This is a genomic window from Diaphorobacter sp. JS3051 (assembly GCF_015832135.1).
Lineage (GTDB): Bacteria > Pseudomonadota > Gammaproteobacteria > Burkholderiales > Burkholderiaceae_C > Diaphorobacter > Diaphorobacter nitroreducens.
The window spans coordinates 2242564-2257980 of record NZ_CP065406.1 but is presented as its reverse complement, the minus strand read 5'-3'; the positions used below and the strand labels follow the sequence as shown (position 1 = coordinate 2257980).

At 69.5% G+C, this 15417-nt stretch carries 14 protein-coding genes and 1 pseudogene; 9 read left to right on the top strand and 6 right to left on the bottom strand.

Annotated elements, in window-relative coordinates:
- Positions 1–157: 157 nt before the first annotated feature.
- Positions 158–1399: a DUF3108 domain-containing protein gene (locus I3K84_RS10790; protein WP_196994489.1), complete on the bottom strand. Its 1242-nt coding sequence runs from the start codon at positions 1397–1399 to the stop codon at positions 158–160.
- A gap of 4 nt (positions 1400–1403) precedes the next feature.
- Positions 1404–2192, bottom strand: coding sequence for an IclR family transcriptional regulator (locus tag I3K84_RS10785; RefSeq protein WP_047350255.1), 789 nt, complete (start codon positions 2190–2192; stop codon positions 1404–1406).
- A gap of 115 nt (positions 2193–2307) precedes the next feature.
- Between I3K84_RS10785 and I3K84_RS10780 the strand changes: the two genes are divergently transcribed.
- Both I3K84_RS10780 and I3K84_RS10775 read left to right on the top strand, forming a co-directional pair.
- Positions 2308–3291 (top strand): fumarylacetoacetate hydrolase family protein, encoded by a 984-nt coding sequence (locus tag I3K84_RS10780; RefSeq protein WP_196994488.1) that lies wholly within the window; start codon positions 2308–2310, stop codon positions 3289–3291.
- 76 nt (positions 3292–3367) lie between these two features.
- Complete coding sequence (locus I3K84_RS10775) at positions 3368–4336, top strand: tripartite tricarboxylate transporter substrate binding protein (protein ID WP_196994487.1); 969 nt, start codon at positions 3368–3370, stop codon at positions 4334–4336.
- Positions 4337–4400: 64 nt separating this feature from the next.
- Here I3K84_RS10775 and I3K84_RS10770 read toward each other — a convergent pair.
- Positions 4401–6468 (bottom strand): annotated as a pseudogene (locus tag I3K84_RS10770) (molybdopterin-dependent oxidoreductase).
- Between the two features lie 121 nt (positions 6469–6589).
- On the opposite strand from I3K84_RS10770, the gene I3K84_RS10765 reads away from it, so the two are divergent.
- The 4 genes from I3K84_RS10765 to I3K84_RS10750 all read left to right on the top strand — a co-directional run bounded on the left by I3K84_RS10765 (position 6590) and on the right by I3K84_RS10750 (position 10602).
- Entirely contained in the window at positions 6590–7738 is a 1149-nt protein-coding gene (locus tag I3K84_RS10765) for an ABC transporter substrate-binding protein (protein WP_196994486.1), read from the top strand.
- A 115-nt stretch (positions 7739–7853) separates the two neighbouring features.
- Complete coding sequence (locus I3K84_RS10760) at positions 7854–9059, top strand: M20 aminoacylase family protein (protein ID WP_011803913.1); 1206 nt, start codon at positions 7854–7856, stop codon at positions 9057–9059.
- A gap of 100 nt (positions 9060–9159) precedes the next feature.
- The gene (locus tag I3K84_RS10755) at positions 9160–10260 is read left to right on the top strand and encodes a M14 family metallopeptidase (protein ID WP_196994485.1); all 1101 of its coding nucleotides are present in this window, start codon (positions 9160–9162) and stop codon (positions 10258–10260) included.
- Between the two features lie 84 nt (positions 10261–10344).
- A complete protein-coding gene (locus I3K84_RS10750) occupies positions 10345–10602 on the top strand; it encodes an acyl-CoA-binding protein (RefSeq protein WP_196994484.1) in 258 nt (85 codons plus the stop codon).
- Positions 10603–10686: 84 nt separating this feature from the next.
- Here I3K84_RS10750 and I3K84_RS10745 read toward each other — a convergent pair whose 3' ends face one another.
- Positions 10687–11832: an aminopeptidase gene (locus tag I3K84_RS10745; RefSeq protein WP_196994483.1), complete on the bottom strand. Its 1146-nt coding sequence runs from the start codon at positions 11830–11832 to the stop codon at positions 10687–10689.
- Positions 11833–11906: 74 nt separating this feature from the next.
- Between I3K84_RS10745 and I3K84_RS10740 the strand changes: the two genes are divergently transcribed.
- Positions 11907–12578, top strand: coding sequence for a DNA-3-methyladenine glycosylase I (locus I3K84_RS10740; protein ID WP_196994482.1), 672 nt, complete (start codon positions 11907–11909; stop codon positions 12576–12578).
- A gap of 69 nt (positions 12579–12647) precedes the next feature.
- On the opposite strand, the gene I3K84_RS10735 is transcribed toward I3K84_RS10740, so the two are convergent.
- Entirely contained in the window at positions 12648–13202 is a 555-nt protein-coding gene (locus tag I3K84_RS10735) for a hypothetical protein (RefSeq protein WP_231403308.1), read from the bottom strand.
- Between the two features lie 115 nt (positions 13203–13317).
- A complete protein-coding gene (locus tag I3K84_RS10730; protein WP_012655490.1) occupies positions 13318–13488 on the bottom strand; it encodes a hypothetical protein in 171 nt (56 codons plus the stop codon).
- A 289-nt stretch (positions 13489–13777) separates the two neighbouring features.
- Between I3K84_RS10730 and I3K84_RS10725 the strand changes: the two genes are divergently transcribed.
- Positions 13778–15061, top strand: a complete 1284-nt coding sequence (locus I3K84_RS10725; RefSeq protein ID WP_011803920.1) for a class I SAM-dependent methyltransferase — start codon at positions 13778–13780, stop codon at positions 15059–15061.
- Positions 15062–15081: 20 nt separating this feature from the next.
- A complete protein-coding gene (locus I3K84_RS10720) occupies positions 15082–15405 on the top strand; it encodes a DUF1840 domain-containing protein (RefSeq protein ID WP_011803921.1) in 324 nt (107 codons plus the stop codon).
- The last annotated feature ends 12 nt before the right edge of the window (positions 15406–15417 follow it).

Here is a 15417-nt window from a genome sequence, read left to right as displayed (position 1 = left end):
ATGCCTGTCAGATTGCAGCGGATCGGCAGAGTTCAAGCCCCCGCGCCCCGCCGCTGTGACCAGTATTCCACGGAAAAGTGGCCGTGGCGGCCTTCGTGCGCGGTCGCGGCCTTGTCCCACGCCGGGACGCGCCCGCCGCCCGCGGCAAATGCCGGCATCAGGGCGTGTCGTGATGGCTCAGGGACAGGTCGGCGAAGTCGCCGTTGGCTTGCGTGAGGCGGATGCGCACCGGCAGATAGCCCATGTCCGTGCCCAGCCAGAGTTCGGCCTTCTGGTCGTAACGCTGGTCGGGGCGGGGCAGGCGCTGCAGCTTGAGCGCGGGCGTGCGGCCGGCGGGCAGCTCCAGCGTTTGCGGCCCTTCCACGGTGAAGGTCCAGCGCTCGGCGCTGCGCGCACCCACGGTGGTCAGCGTGATCCGGGTGCCAGGGGGGTAGCGTTCGGGAGCGGCGGCCAGCAGGGCGCCCAGCTGGATGAACACGCTCAGCCGGTCCTGGGCGCCGCTGCCGATGGCCGCGCGCGGGGCGTTGGCGCTGAAGATCACCTCGCCGCGCTCGAAGTCGAAATGCGCTGCGCGCTCGCTGCGCGACTTGTCGCCGAAGCGCGTGGGGCGCAGCCCTTGCGGCGTGATTTGGCCCACGCTGCTTTGCGAGCGCGCTCCCAGCAAGAAGGCCTTGATCTGCTGGCGCGCCTCGTACTGCGTGCCGTCCTGGCGCCACAGCAGTTCGGCGCTGGCGTTGTAGTGGAACTTCTTCACCTCGCCCGTCACGTCGAACGCCAGCCGCGCCGAGGGCGGCAGGCGCACCGGGGGCGGCTCGGTGCCGGCCACGGCACCCGCGGCGCCGGGGGGCAGGATCTCCACGCCTGCGGTCAACGCGGACGCCTCCTGCGCCGGCTGCGCCGGCTGCGATGCGGCGGCTGGCGCGGACGCGCTGGCGGCTTCGGCCATTGCGGGCATGGCCGGATCGCTGGCTGGGGAGAGGGGGGCGGAGGGTGCCTGGGGCGCCGCGGCGTCCGCCGGCACTTCGGGGGTTGGGGCGGAGGAATCGGCCGGCACCTCGGCAGGGGGCTCCGCGGGAAAGGGTGCGGCTTGCGCGGGCGCCTCCGTGGCTGGTGCGGGCTCAGGGTGCTGCGTGGGAGGCGGTGCCTCCACGGGCGGCGGCGGTGGCTTGCGCACGGGACGGGGGCGCGGCTTGGAGGCCGGCGGCGGCACTGGTGCGGCCTGGGGTTCCGGGGGAGGCGGCGGCGGAGGCGGCGGAGGCGGGGGCTCCACCATCCGCGTATGGAAGGCCAGCCGCTGCGGCGCGCCCTGGTCCGTGCCGCCCCGCGGCAACCCGACCAGCACCAGCCAGTGCAGGGCCAGTACCACGGCGGTCAGCAGCAGCAGGGCGCGGCGCGGCATGCGTTCAGCCGGGTGTGGCGGCGTGACCCAGGTCGCGCGAGAGCTGCTCGGCCGCGGCGCGCAGCGGGGCCTCTATCGCGCCGCCCCAGGCGGCGTCGAATGTGGCGGCGGGGCCCAGGGTGGTGATGGCCAGGGCCAGGTGGCCGCCGGCGTCGAACACGGGTGCGCAGAAAGCGTGGATGCCCGGCAGCAGCGTGTCCAGCACCCGCGCGCAGCGGCGCTCGCGCACCTCGTGCAGCAGTGCCTGCACGCCGGCCTCGTCTTGCGGCAGGTCGGCGCGGCCCTGGCGGGTGGCGAGCGCGAGTTCCTCGGCCAGCAGCGCGGCGGTCTTCTCGCGTGGCAGGTAAGCGGCAAAGCAGCGGCCCGTGGCGGAGCTGAGCAGCGGCATCACGTCGCCCAGGCGCAGGTTGGCCGTGAGCGCGCGTGGTGCCTCCTCCCAGTGCACGATGGTCGGTCCATGGTTGCCCCAGACGGCCAGCGCCAGTGTGTGGCCCAGCGCATCCATGAGTGGCGCCATGCGCTCGCGCGCCAGCCGCATGGCATCGAGGCGTGCCAGCGAAGCAAGCCCTAACTTGAGTGCCGCAGGGCCGAGGTCGTAACGGGCGTTGCGGGCGTCCTGCACCACCAGGCCCAGGCGCTGAAAGCTCACCAGGTAGCGGTGGGCCTTGGCCGCGCTCATGCCGGCCTCCTGCGCCAGGTCCTTGAGCATCAGCGGCCCGCGGGCGCGCGACAGCGCGTCCAGCAGCGCGAACCCGACCTCCACCGACTGAATGCCGACGCGTTCCTTGTCCATCTGCACTAGAATTTTGGAGTTTTGTTTAGTTAAATCAATTTACTGGATCGTAATTTGTGCCAGGCGAGAGGGCTCGCGCGGCGCAGGCGATGCATTCACCCGGAGACCCAGGCCCATGAAACTTGCTACCTACAAAGACGGATCGCGCGACGGCCAGCTTGTCGTGGTGTCGCGCGATCTGGGCACGGCCCATTATGCGACCGGCATCGCCAGCCGCCTGCAGCAGGTACTGGACGACTGGAACTTCATGGCGCCCCAGCTGCAGGACCTGTATGACCAGCTCAACGCCGGCCGCGCGCGCCATCCGTTCCCGTTCGACCCGCGCCAGTGCATGGCGCCGCTGCCACGCGCCTACCAGTGGGCGGACGGCTCGGCCTACATCAACCATGTGGAATTGGTGCGCAAGGCGCGCGGCGCCGAGGTTCCGGCGAGCTTCTACGCCGACCCGCTCATGTATCAGGGCGGCAGCGACGACTTCCTGGGCCCCTGCGACGACGTGGTGGTGCCCAGCGAGGCCATGGGCATCGACTTCGAGGCCGAGATCGCCGTGATCACCGGCGACGTGAAGATGGGCGCGGCGCCCGAGCAGGCGCTGGAAGGCATTCGCCTGGTGATGCTGGCCAACGATGTCAGCCTGCGCAACCTGATCCCGGCCGAGCTGGCCAAGGGCTTCGGCTTCTTCCAGTCCAAGCCGGCGACGGCCTTCAGCCCCGTGGCGGTGACGCTGGACGAGCTGGGCGACGCCTGGCAGGGCGGGCGCGTGCACCTCACGCTGCAGTCCACCTGGAACGGCCGCAAGGTGGGCATGTGCGACGCGGGGCCGGAGATGACCTTCCACTTCGGCCAGCTCATCGCGCACATCGCCAAGACACGCAACGTGCGCGCCGGCTCCATCGTGGGCAGCGGCACGGTGAGCAACAAGGACTGGGCCAAGGGCTACAGCTGCATTGCCGAAAAGCGCTGCATCGAGACCATCCAGGACGGCCAGCCCAGCACCGAGTTCATGCGCTATGGCGACACCATCCGCATCGAGATGAAGAACAAGGCCGGCCAGAGCCTGTTCGGCGCCATTGACCAGACCATTGCCGCGCCGCAGTAGTTTGAGGTCATTTTGGGCCGTAGCGCTCGTCCATCAAGCGCGAGCAGCTATGAATAAAAGAGCAAGGAGACAACCGATGGAACGCAGAACCTTCCTGGCGGCCTGTGCCGCCACGGCGGCGGCGCCGTGGACACGCGCCGACACGGGCTATCCCAGCCAACCCATCCGCTGGGTGGTGCCCTACCCGGCGGGCGGCGGCACCGACGTGCTGGCGCGCACCGTGGCCGAGGCCATGCGCGGCGGGCTGGGCCAGCAGATCGTGGTGGACAACCGGCCTGGCGCGTCCACCAACATCGGCAGCCAGATCGTCGCCACCGCCAAGCCGGACGGCTACACCGTCATGTCGGCGGACAACGCGCTGCTGGCCTACAACGAGCACCTGTACCGCTGGCTGCCCTTCCACCCGGACAAGGACTTCACGTACATCGGCGGGCTGTCGCGCTTTCCTCTGGTGCTGGTGGTGAATCCGGCGTTCGCGGCGCAGACCTTCCAGGACTTCCTGGCCTATGTGAAGGCCCACCCCGGCCAGGTGAACTACGCCTCGCCCGGCAACGGCTCGCCGCACCACCTGGCGATGGAGTTGTTCAAGCACCGCACACAGACCTTCCTCACGCACATCCCCTATCGCGGCGCGGCCCCGGCGGTGCAGGACGTGATGGGTGGCCAGGTGCCCTGCATGTTCCTGGACCTTGCGGCCGGCCTGCCGGTGATCCAGTCGGGCAAGGTGCGGGCGCTGGCCATCGGCGCCGCCCGGCGTGCGGCCGCGCTGCCGCACGTGCCCACGCTGGCAGAGGTGGGCGTGGCCGATGCCGAGGTCTATGCGTTTCAGGGCCTGCTGGGCCCGGCCGGGCTGCCGACGGCCATCACCGCACGGCTGAATGCCGCGCTGAACCAGGCGTTGGCCGCGCCCGAGGTGGTGGAGCGCATGCGGGCCTTTGGCATGGAACCGCTGGCCGGCACGCCCGAGCAGTTCCACGCGCTGGCCCGCGCCGAGGCGCGGCGCTGGGGGCCGATCATTGCCGCCACGGGCGTGAAGCTGGATTGAAGTTTGGTGCCAAAAGTGGCTGTAGCGCTTGACAGTCAAGCGCTATCAGCTCACTTTTTGATAGTTAAGAGGCCAGCGGCTCCACCTGCACCCGGCAGTCGTAGAACGTCGGCCCCGCGCCCATGTCCGTCAGCGCCTGGCTGGTGAGCTCGTTGACGTTCGTGCCGTTGTGGCCCAGCTTGCGCCACCACACGCCCAGGCCGTTGACCACGCCGGGGCGGGCGCGGCCGTTGAGCGCGGCGTGGCATTCGTAGCTGCCGCGCTCGTTGAACACGCGCACCAGGGCGCCGTCGGCAATGCCGCGCGCGGCGGCGTCCTCGGGGTGCATCTCCAGCAGCGGTCGACCTTCGATGTCGCGCAGGCTCTTCACATTGACGAAGGTGGAGTTGAGGAAGTTGCGCGCCGGCGGCGAGATCATGGCCAGCGGGTAGTCGGCCGAGGTGCCCGCGCCCTCGTGGTTGGGCACGTAGCCCGGCAGCGGATCCAGCCCCTGGTCGGCCAGCCGCTGGCTGTAGAACTCGCACTTGCCCGAGGGCGTGGGAAAGCCGCCGTCGGCGAATGGCGCATCGGGCACTGGCAGGGGCGCGAAGCCTTGTTCCAGCAGCAGATCGAAGTCCACCCTGTCGCCATAGGCCTGGCGGCACAGCGCCTCGTCGCTGTCGGCAAAGCAGGGTTCGGTGAAGCCCATGCGCGCTGCCAGGTCGCGGAAGATCTGCGCATTGCTGCGCGCCTGGCCCTGGGGCGCAATCGCGGGCCGGTTGAGCAGCACGTCGGTGTGGCCGTAGGCCAGGTGCACGTCCCAGTGCTCCAACTGCGTGGTCGCGGGCAGGATGTAGTCGGCGTAGTCGGCCGTGTCGGTCTGGAAGTGCTCCAGCACCACGGTGAACAGGTCCTCGCGCGCAAAGCCGCGCACCACTTGGCGGGAGTCGGGCGCCACGGCCACGGGGTTGCTGTTGTAGACCACCAGCGCCTCGATCTTCGGCCCGAAGCTGGGCGATGCGTCGCGCAGCAGGTCGTCGCCGATGGTCACCATGTTGATGGTGCGCGGGCTGCGGCCCGCCAGCAGGTCGGGGCGCTGCAGCGCGGCCCGGTCCACGGGGAAGCTGCCGGAGCTGGACAGCAGCACGCCGCCCGCGCGGTGGCGCCAGGCGCCCGTGAGTGCTGGCAGGCTGGCGATGGCGCGCACCGCGTTGGCGCCGCCGTGCGCGCGCTGCACGCCGTAGTTCAGGCGGATGGCGGCGGGCCGCGTGGTGCCGTAGTCGTGCGCCAGCCGGCGGATCTGCTCCACGGGCAGGCCGCAGACCTCGGCCGCGCGCTCGGGCGGCCACTGCAGGGCGCGCTCGCGCAGTGGCTCCCAGCCCAGCGTGTGCCGGGCGAGATAGTCGTGGTCCAGCCAGTCGTGCACGATCAGTTCGTGCATCAGCGACAGGGCCAGCGCGGCGTCGGTCCCCGGGCGCAGCTGCAGGTGCTCATGGCATTTCTCGGCCGTCTCGCTCTTGCGCGGGTCGATGCAGACCAGGCGCGCGCCGTCGCGCTTGGCCTGCTGCGCGATGCGCCAGAAATGCAGGTTGCTGCCGATGGAGTTGCTGCCCCAGATCAGGATGAGCTGGGCCCCGGCGAAGAACTCCACCTTCATTCCCACCTTGGCACCCAGCGTGTGCACCAGGCCTTCGCCGCCGGCCGTGGCGCAGATGGTGCGCGCCAGCAGCGACGCGCCCAGGCGGTGGAAGAAGCGCCGGTCCATGCTCTCGCCCTGCACCAGCCCCATGGTGCCCGCGTAGCTGTAAGGCTGGATGGCCTGGGGGGGCGCGCGCGGCGATGTGCGCAAGGCGCGCCGCGATGTCCCCCAGCGCTTCGTCCCAGCTCACCGGCGTGAACTGCCCGCTGCCCTTGGGGCCCGAGCGCCTGAGGGGCGTGAGGATGCGCTCGGCATGGTGGGTGCGCTCGGCGTACTTCGACACCTTGGCGCACAGCACGCCACCGGTCTGCGCATGCGCCGGGTTGCCTTGCACACGCACGGCGCGGCCGTTCTCCACGGCGGTGAGCAGGGCGCAGGTGTCGGGACAGTCGTGGGGGCAGGCGCCGCGCACCTGGTGGGTGGCCGAAGCGTCGGGGACGGGAGTCGGGAGCATGTGTGGGGACTTTGGTGAGGGATGAACCGGGGGAAACGGGCTTCGGTAAACTTCGCGCCGGGCACTCCGTTTAACGCAGTGCCTTATTTATTTCAATAATGGTTTACTCTGAGGGTTTTCTATGCATTCAACGCGGTTGAGCCGCCGGCAATTCTCGGCAGGGATGGGCGCGGCCCTGCTGACCGGCGCATCCCTGGCGCGCGCGCAGAGCGAGACGCGCATTGTGCTGGGCCAATCCGCGGCCCTGACCGGGGCTGCCAGCCAATTGGGCCTGCAGTTCCAGGCGGGTGCCAAGCTGGCGTTCGACCAGGTCAACGCCCAGGGTGGCATCGGGCGGCGCACCATCGAGCTGCGTTCGCTGGACGACGGCTACGAGCCCGACCGCTGCGCCGAGAACACGCGCCGCCTGATCAATGAGGACGTGCTGGCCCTCTTTGGCTACGTGGGCACGCCCACCAGCCTGGCCGCGCAACCACTGTTCACGCAGGCCAAGGTGCCATTCTTCGCGCCCGTCACGGGCGCGGAATCCCTGCGCCAGCCGTTCAACCGCCTGGCCTTCCACGTGCGCGCCTCCTACGCGGACGAGGCCGAGCTCATCGTGCGCCAGCTCACCAACCTGGGGCTGGACCGTATCGGCGTCTTCTACCAGGACGACGCCTATGGCAAGGCTGGCCTGGACGCCGTGACCCGTGCACTGGCCACGCGCAAGCTGGCGCCCGTGGCGACCGGCACGGTGGCGCGCAACTCCGCCAACGTGACGGCTGCCGTGGCGCCGCTGGTGGCGGCGCAGCCCGTGGCCATCGTGCAGATCGGTGCCTATGCCGCCAGTGCGGCGTTCGTGCTGGCCGCGCGCAAGGCGGGATACGGCGGCAAGTTCTACAACGTGTCCTTCGTGGGCACGCAGGCGCTGGCGGATGCGCTGGGCGCCAACGGCGCGGGCGTGGTGGTGTCGCAGGTGGTGCCTTCGCCCTACCAACAGTCGCGCCAGATCACGCGTGAATTCCAAGAGGCCATCAAGAAGGGCGGCAACGTGCAGGCCAACTACTCCAGCATGGAGGGCTACCTGGCCGCGCGCGTCTTCATCGAGGGGCTGCGCAACGCGCAGGCGCACGCCAGCGGCAAGCTCACGCGCGAGAGCCTGGTGGCGGGGCTGGAATCCATGCGCGGTTCGGTGGGCGGCTTTACGGTCAACTTCAGCCCGTCCGACCATGAGGGCTCGCGCTTCGTGGAGATGTCCATGCTCACCGGCGACGGCCGCGTGCGCACCTGAGCGCTCCTCGCCCGCCGGCGCCATCGGCGGGTCGCAGGGGCTTCGGGCCCGCTTCGGCGCGGATCGGGGAGCACGGCTAGACTGTGGCATTCCCAGGACGACAGGCCCGATCCCCATGAACATCATCGACTCCATCGCCCGCGAAGCGGCCGCCATCGCCGAGGTGCGGCGCGACATCCATGCCCATCCCGAACTGTGCTTTCAGGAGGTGCGCACGGCCGACGTGATCGCGGCCAAGCTCACCGAATGGGGCATCCCCATCCACCGCGGCCTGGGCACCACCGGTGTGGTGGGCATCGTGCACGGCCGTGACGGCGGTGCCTGCGGCCGCGCCGTGGGCCTGCGCGCAGACATCGACGCCCTGCCCATGCAGGAGTTCAACACCTTCGCGCATGCGAGCAAGCACCAGGGCCGGATGCACGCCTGCGGCCACGACGGCCACACGGCCATGCTGTTGGCGGCGGCGCAGTATTTCTCCAAGCACCGCGACTTCGACGGCACCGTGTATTTGATCTTCCAGCCGGCGGAAGAGGGCGGCGGCGGCGCACGCGAGATGATCAAGGACGGCCTGTTTGAGCAGTTCCCCATGCAGGCGGTGTTCGGCATGCACAACTGGCCGGGTATGCCGGCCGGCAGCTTTGCCGTGAGCCCCGGCCCGGTGATGGCGTCAAGCAATGAGTTCAAGATCACCATCCGCGGCAAGGGCAGCCACGGCGCCATGCCGCACATGGGCATCGACCCCGTGCCCGTGGCCTGCCAGATGGTGCAGGCGTTCCAGAACATCATCAGCCGCAACAAGAAGCCCATCGAGGCGGGCGTGATCTCGGTGACGATGATCCACGCCGGCGAGGCCACCAACGTAGTGCCCGACAGCTGCGAGCTGCAGGGCACGGTGCGCACCTTCTCCACCGAGCTGCTGGACATGATCGAGCGCCGCATGCGGCAGGTGGCCGAGCACACCTGCGCCGCGTTCGAGGCGCGCTGCGAATTCGAGTTCGTGCGCAATTACCCCCCCACCATCAACTCGCCGGCCGAGGCCGAGTTCGCGCGCCAGGTGATGGTGGGCATCGTGGGTGAAGACAAGGTGCTGGCGCAGGAGCCCACCGGGGGCGCGGAGGATTTCTCCTTCATGCTGCAGGCCAAGCCGGGCGCCTATGTGTTCATCGCCAACGGCGACGGCGACCACCGCGCCATGGGCCACGGCGGCGGTCCCTGCACGCTGCACAACCCCAGCTACGACTTCAACGATGCGCTGATTCCGCTGGGCGGCACCTATTGGGTGGAACTGGCGCGCCAATGGCTGGCACAGCCCACGGCCTGAGAGGTTCCGGGTCCCCGTGAGGCGGCATTCACACGGCTGACATGCCCAGGCTCCACCGTTGCGCGGTGGGGCCTTTTTTACATGTCCAAAGGGGGTTTCGATGATCGGTATCCCGCAGGCGTTCGCCGCAAGTTACGCACAGGCGCGGGCCCAATTTGTTGGCGCCGCGGCGGTGGCCGGCCTGGCGCTGCAGCCGCAGGTGCATCCGCTGTGCGGCCCCAATGGCGAAACGCTGGCGCTGGACGTGGTGCGGGATGGGCCGCTTGACGCGCCCCGTCTGCTCATCGTGAGCAGCGGCTGCCACGGCGTGGAGGGCTTGTGCGGCAGCGGCGTGCAGGTGTTCGCGCTGCAGGATGGCGAGTGGCGCGCCAAGGCACGGGCGCAGCGTGTGGCCGTGCTCTACCTGCATGCGCTCAACCCGTACGGCTTCGCCCACCTGCGCCGCGTGACGCACGAAAACGTGGACCTGAATCGCAACTTCGTGGACTTCAGCCAGCCGTTGCCGGCCAACCCCGCCTACAGTGCGCTGCACCCCGTTTTGTTGCCGCCCGAATGGCCGCCCGGCGAGGCCAATACGCAGGCCTTGCTCGATCTGCTGAATGCGCACGGCTTGCAGGCGCTGCAGGCGGCGATCACCCGCGGGCAGTACCAGCACCCCGACGGCCTGTACTTCGGCGGCACGGCGCCCACCTGGAGCAACCGCACGTTGCGCGCCGTGCTGCGCCGCGAGGGCGCGCGCGCCGAACGCATCGCCTGGGTGGACCTGCACACGGGCCTGGGGCCGAGCGGCCATGGCGAGCGCATCCATGCGGGGCGCGACGAGGCGCAGGCCCTGGCGCGTGCGCGCCGCTGGTGGGACGGGGGCGGCGCCACGCCGGTCACGTCCACCGAAGACGGCTCCTCCACCTCTGCGCCGCTCACGGGGCTGATGTGCCACAGCGCCTATGACGAGTGCCCGCAGGCGGAGGTCACGGCCCTCACGCTGGAGTTCGGCACGCAGCCCGCGCCCGCCGTGCTGCAGGCGCTGCGGGCGGACCATTGGCTGCACCGGCATCCCGAGGCATCGCCCGCCCTGGCCGCGCGGGTCCATGCCCAGATGCGCGAGGCCTTCTACACCGACACCAACGCCTGGAAGGGCCAGGTGATCAGCCAGGCGCGGCAGGTGCTGTTCCAGGCCGTGGATGGGCTGTGCATGGCGTGACCCTGGGGAGGCTTTAAAAAAGAACGGTCGTTCGTGTTTTGACTACACTGTGCGGCGATACCAACCCTGAACCGGAGACACTCCATGTCCGATCTGAACGCCACCTTCGAGGCCGCCGTGGCCAATTCCAAGAACCTCAGCGAGCGCCCCGACAACCCGACGCTGCTGAAGATCTATGCGTTGTACAAGCAGGCCACCGCCGGCGACAACGCCGAGAAGAAGCCGAGCTTCTCTGACATCGTGGGCCGCGCCAAGTGGGACGCCTGGGAAAAGCTCAAGGGAACGTCCGGCGACGCGGCCAAGCAGCAGTACATCGACTTGATCGAATCCCTGCACGGCTGAGCGCTGTGGGCCCGCCAGCGTGCGGGCCAACCGTCCCCCAGGCCGCGAAGCCGCAGCAGGCACGCGGGGGCGGGCAACGCGGCGTCAGCCTCCGCCGTGGGCCACCCGGGGCGGCTGTGGCGCCAGCGCCTGCAGCGCGGCGGTGCGCTCGGCCTGCGGCGCCTGGGCCAGCGCCCGCACGGCTGCATGAAAGCGCCGCCAGTCGCGCCCCTCGCGCTCGAACAGCGCCATGAACGCGGGCACCCCTTCGTCATAAGCCGCCTGCGCGGCGAAGCTGGCGTTGTTGGCATCGCGCACCCAACGGTCCAGCGTCGCCAGCTGTGCCTCGGGGACGTGTGCGGCCAGCCAGCGCGCGCGCAGCGTGGCATAGGCCGCGCGGAAGTCCTGCATTGCTTCTTTTTTCATAGCTGATAGCGCTTGATGGTCGGGCGCTACAGCCCCATTTGATGCATAAATCTCGGCCAGCCGCTGGCGCGTTGCCTGGGTCAGCGCGCGCCATTGCGCGCGGCGCTCCTCGCTGGCCGCGAACTGGGCGCGGGTGGCCGGGGTGGCGTGCTGCTGCAGCCAGCGCTGCACGCCCAGCCGCTCCACTGCCGTGGCGTAGGATTCGTTGAACGCGGTATCGCCCTCGGCATACGCCACCTGGTGCGCCAATTCGTGCAGCAACAGCCGCACGAAGTCGCCCTCCGGCCAGCCGATGAAGGTGGACAGCAGCGGGTCGCCCCCCATCCAGTTGCTGTAGCCCAGCGTGGAATACGCGGGTACGCCGTACACGCTGACCTCCAGTCCGGTGGCCGCCAGGCGCGCGGCCTCGGCCCGTGCGCCGGGCTCGTCGAAGTAGCCGCGGTAGCCGATGCAGCCGGTGATCGGAAAGCACCAGCGGTGCAGCGTGAGCGAATAAGGGCCCGCCGCCACCACGTTCCACACGGCAGCCGTGCGGTCCAGGCGCGCATAGCGGCGGTAGCTGGCGTTGTCGGGCAGGGCCAGCTCGTCCACCGCGAACGCCCGGGCGCGCTGGGCCAGCTGCAGCCGCTCGCGCAGCGGCGCGGAGGTGTCAGGGTGGGTGATCCACTCCTGCACCGGGCGTGCGGCGTTCATGATCTCCAGGTGCCCGCGCAGGGACTGCCAGTAGTAGCCCAACGTGCCGCCCGACTGGGCGCAGCCGCCTAGCAGCAGCGCGGCTGCCAGCAGCGGCCACGGGCGCCGGGGCGATGGGGTGGATGTGCTCATGGTGGCGGAGGCGGGTGCGGCCAAGCATAGCAAGACGTTCTTGCGCCATGCGACCCAACCCCCACAATGCCCCCATGCTCGAAACCATCGAACCCTCCTCCTCAGGCGAGGCCAGTGGCCTGTTCACCGACGAGGGCGGCCATGCGCGCTGCTTCTGGTGCCGCGCCAGCCCGCTGTACCGGCACTACCACGACCACGAATGGGGCTTCCCGGTGACGGACGAGCGCCGCCTGTTCGAGAAGCTCTGCCTGGAGGGGTTCCAGGCCGGCTTGTCGTGGCTCACCATCCTGAACAAGCGCGAGGCCTTCCGCGCGGCGCTGGCGCAGTTCGAGGCCGAGCCGCTGGCGGACTTCGGCGCTGCCGAGGTGGACCAGCTGATGGGCAACGCCGGTATCGTGCGCCACCGCGGCAAGATCGAGTCGGCCATCAACAATGCGCGCCGCGTGCTGGAGCTGCGCCGCGAGTTCGGGTCGCTGGCGCACTATGTGTGGCGTTATGCGCCCCTGGCCGCGCAGCAGCGGCCCGAGCGCATGACGCTGCCTGCGGTGCGTGCGATGACCACCTCGGCGGCGTCGGTGGCGCTGTCCAAGGATTTGAAGAAGCGTGGGTTCAGCTTCGTGGGTCCGACCACCATGTATGCCTTCATGCAGGCCATGGGGCTGGTCAACGACCACCTGGAGGGCTGCGGCGCACGCGCTGCGGCAGAGGCCGCGCGCGCCGCGTTCACACCCCCCGCTGCGGGCTGATGCGCGCCCCAAAGCCGGCTTAAGGCCTGCTCACGCTATTCGCACTGGCAAAAATAGTGTGAACAGGCCCTAAACCACCGCGTCGGACCGGACCACGATGTGGTCAAACCCCAGATGGTGCAGGCACTCGCGCAGGATGAGCAGCGTGGCCGCGAAGGCGTTGTCCTGCGCAAGGGTGTCTTGCGTGGCGGGGCGCCCCAGGCTGAGGGCGGCCAGGCGGTTGAAGGTGTCCTCCACCGCTTCCAGCGACAGGTGCAACTCCGGCTGCGCCGGCAGGCCCGCAGCCAGCGCGATCTGGCGTATGCCGCCGTCGGCTGTGTAGAGCGTGGAGCCGGGCGCCAGCAGGTCGCGCACCGGCATCACCGCATCTTCCACCAGCATGATCGCGTGCTCCATCTCGGCCTCCGTGGGCGGCTGGTGGGCAAAGCAGGTGGTGGCCGTCACGCGCGCGCCGATGTCCAGCGTGCGCAGCAGCGCGGGCGCGTCTGCGGCGCCGCTCAGCAGCCGCGTGTGCGCGCCACCGATGTGCAGCGTGGTGAGGGCGTCGGCCATGCCCTCGGCGCGCAGGGCCTGGTACAGCGCGGCGGCATCTTCGGGAGACAGTGGCGCGGGCGTCTGGGGCATGGGGCCTTCCGGTAGCGGGAATGCGGCGATTGTGCGGCACGGGCGGCGTGCAGTGCCGCCCATGAAAAAGCCCTCCGAAGAGGGCTTGCAGGCTAAGCCGGGCAAAAAGGGGCGATCAGCCGCCCTTGTTGCTGCGCTTGCCAGGGTTTTTCTTGCTGCGCGTGGCCACGCCGCGCTCCAGGCTCACGCGCTGGCCGCGGCCGTGGGTGGTCACTGCCATGCCGGGCATGGGGGTGGGACGGGGAGTGCGCTTGCGGTCGGCTTCGGTGACGATTTTGTTGCCCATGATGGCTCCTGAAATGAAAACGGTGAAAACTCCCTATTAGGCCATAGCCGCGAGCGCCCTTCCAAGGCCGAGGGGTGTGCCAGGCGTGACACCAAATCTGCTATTAATAAATGAGCTGGTGGCGCTTGTCTGGCGGGAGATCCACGGCAATTTTGCCGCGGCATTGCCGGTGCCAGTGCGCGCGGCATCTGTCAGACAGCACCTTGCCGGCATGTCGGCCAGCGCCTATTGACGGGCCTGCCCGCGCCCTTCAAGAATGGCAGTTGTCATGGAGACCGAGGGACATGTCATGAAGCATCTGCTCCACTCCCTGGAGGCCAGCCTGGCGCTTTCCCCTGTAGGGGTAGCTGTCGAACTGCCCGACGGCGCGCGCCTGGGTGACGCCAATGCCGACCTGCGGTTGCGTTTTCGCGACCGCATGGCCGTGGTGGCCCTGGCCATGGGTGAGATTGGCAACGTGGGCGCGGCCATCGTCGAAGGCCGCGTAGCGTTGGAAGGCAGCATGCGCCAGTTGATGACGGCGGCCGCGGCGCTGCTCAAGCAGAACCCCACGCACGAGGGACCGGCGACTGGGTGGCAGCGCGTGTTGCTGCGTGCGCGCTCGATGGCGGCGCACACCCTGTCCCATGACGCACGCAATATCCAGTTCCACTACGACCTGTCCGACGACTTCTACGCCCTGTGGCTGGACCCGCGGCGCGTCTATTCCTGCGCCTATTACCGCACGCCTGACATGAGCTTGGCCCAGGCACAGGAGGCCAAGCTGGACCACATCTGCCGCAAGCTCCTGCTGCGTCCCGGCGACCGCTTTCTGGACATTGGCGCCGGCTGGGGCGGGCTGCTGCTGTGGGCCGCGCAGGAGTATGGTGTGGACGCCACGGGCATCACGCTGTCGCGCAACCAGCATGCGCATGTGCAGCGGCTCATCGCGGAGCGCGGCCTGCAGGGTCGTGTGCGCATGCAGTTGCTGGACTACCGCGAACTGCAGGTGGAGCAGCCGTTCGACAAGATTGCCTCGGTCGGCATGTTCGAACATGTGGGCCGTTCGCAGATGGAGCGGTACTTCGCCACCGTGCACCGTCTGCTGCGCCCGGGCGGCCTGCTGCTCAACCACGGCATCACGTCGGGCGGGCTGGACAACCCCCGGCTGGGCGCCGGCTTGGGCGATTTCATCGAGCGCTACATCTTCCCCGGCGGCGAACTACTGCATGTGAGCGCGGTGCTGCACGACATGGCCCGGGCCGGGCTGGAGATGGTGGACACCGAGAACCTGCGCCCCCACTACGCCCGCACGCTGTGGGCCTGGTCGGATGCGCTGGAGGCCCGTCAGGACGAGGCGCGCAGCGTGCTGGTCGCGCAGCACGGCAAGGAACGCGGCGAGAAGGCCCTGCGCGCCTACCGGCTGTACCTGGCGGGCTGCGCCCTGGCCTTCGAGCGCGGCTGGACCGCGCTGCACCAGATGCTGGCCGTGCGGCCCACGGGCCACGTGGAAGATGGCGTGCTCAAGGGTGCGCAGTCCGACTATCCTTTCAGCCGCGCCTACATGTACGAAGGCCCTGCGGCCACCCACTGATCCTTTGTCCTGGAACTTCGATGCTTTTCAAATTCAAATCCCGCGCCACCGCCGACGTCATCATGCTGGAGCCCAATGGCAAACAGCTGCTGGAGATCATCGGCAAGTCGCCGAATGAGCCGCACGGCATCATCACCGCCGCGCAGATTCCTGCCGCCATCCGCGCGCTGGAAGAGGCGGTAGCGGTTGAAGAGGCCGCTGCAGCGGCCACCGCCCCGGACGAGGACGATCAGACCGAGGAAGAGGCCCCTCGCGGCGACGGCGTGCGCCTGCGCCAGCGCGCGGCGCCCTTCATCGACATGCTGCGCCGCAGCGCCGCCGAGGATTGCGACGTGGTCTGGTGACGCGCAGCGCGC